We start from the raw sequence: 1,722 nt of genomic DNA, 5'->3' as shown, positions 1-1,722 counted from the left end.
GGTAAAGTGAAAAAGTAAATTCCACAATGAAGAACTGAAAATTAAAAGGTGGAATAAACTCTTTCAATTTCCATAACAATGATAACTAAGCAGAAAAAAGTAATTAAATATATGATGTTTTAATCTTTTTCAAACTATGTTATACTGAATTTACCAAAGTAAGAGTTATTTCCACAAGCACAAAAGGAGTAGTTTTTGTAGCCTTAAAAAAATTGTAAGGCTAAATTCTACTACTCTGGTTATATATTTGGGTTATGGTTGTGCTCTTATTACGGTAATTTTCTTGATTACTTCTTAATTAATGATGGATTGAGAATAATAAGGTCATTCTCAATCCGTCTGATATGAAGTAAATCCAATATTGAATTTGCCTCAGGGTGATAAAAGACAAATTCATCAATCGGCGATTTCCCATGACGTTCTTCACGTGGATAGGAATTGATGTGGGAGAAGATAAGATCAAGGTCTGCCTGGGACTGTAATCCCAGCAGAGTGAGATCTTTTTCTTTTGGACAGATAAAGCGAAGCAGCCGATGATTATTCTCAACGTGAGGCTTTTGCCAGGAAGCCATAGGATCGCAATAAAACACATTTCCTGCAAGTTCCTCAAAGCCCTGCGCATCAGAGAATTCACTGCCACGATCAGTCAATACGACTTGAAAGATCGATTTGAAATATGCACCACCTAGAAGTTCTTTTAAATAGCGTAGTCCATTGACCATCGTTTCTGCAGTCTTGGTCTTATGGTAAACAGCGACCATAATGCCATAAGATACGAACATAAACGTCTGCATGAAAGGACCGTTTGACACATCGTTATAAACGGTATCCATTTCAACGACAGAAGAAGAGGGGTGATTTTTCATAAACTTTTCAAAACAATCATAAGTTCTTCCTTTGAGATAAGCCTTATCTTCACGTTTTTTATATTTGATCTGGTCTTTTTTCTTCATCTTCCTTCCAACTTTAGAACGTAAATCGATATTGGTTAAACCAAAAGATTGAAAGGCACCAATTTCAATCCAGTTATAGATAGTCTTTTCACAATAAGTAATTTCAGGATGGTTTTGAAGAACAGCATAGACAGATTGCCCGTTTTTAATAGGTTCTACGATTTTAGATGCGATCTCATTGAGTTCAGAAAACGTCAAATTGATGCCTTCTCTAGAATCGACAAGAGAATAACTGTATTCATCTTGTGCCCGCTGGGCAGAATAATAGCGTTTTGTGAGCTTACAAGTACTTTTATCTTTACAGCCATTACAGACACCCTTTGTCTTATCACGAATCTTACAGGGAATGGGAATGCGTTTGGGGCATTCATTTTTACAAAAAGCGTTGAAACCACAAGCAGCGATATTTTGACAATCATAAGTGCCAACGGCAGAAACACCTTGACGAGAGAACTTAACATCAAATGAATGCTTTTTGATTTCTTTACAAATGGAAGATTTATCCATGCCAACAAGTTCAGCAATCGCGGTCTTAGTGCAATTGTTGTTTAAGCCTTGTTCGATGAAATTGCGATATTGCAGGTCTAAATGTTTTGATCCTTTGGTATTCATAAAATGTTCCTCCTTTAAAGAACAAAACCGCAATAAAAGCACCCTTAGATCATACAAAACTGTAAGAGTAAATTCTACATTAAGTTAAGTGGAATCGACTGTAAATGTAATTTCAACTTTTTTGCGTCATTGTGGAATTTACTTTTTCACTTTACTA

Annotated in this window: 1 protein-coding gene; it reads right to left on the bottom strand. The window is 35.5% G+C overall.

Features of this window, described 5'->3' with window-relative positions; all coding sequences use genetic code 11:
- Window positions 1-287: 287 nt before the first annotated feature.
- Entirely contained in the window at window positions 288-1,565 is a 1,278-nt protein-coding gene (locus UGRO018_RS17620) for an IS30 family transposase (RefSeq protein ID WP_416327823.1), read from the bottom strand.
- Between the last annotated feature and the right edge of the window lie 157 nt (window positions 1,566-1,722).

The organism is Hoskinsella mucinilytica (assembly GCF_045223415.1).
Lineage (GTDB): Bacteria > Bacillota_I > Bacilli_A > Erysipelotrichales > Erysipelotrichaceae > Hoskinsella > Hoskinsella mucinilytica.
The sequence above is the reverse complement of the archived record's forward strand: the minus strand, read 5'-3'. Positions and strand labels throughout refer to the sequence as shown.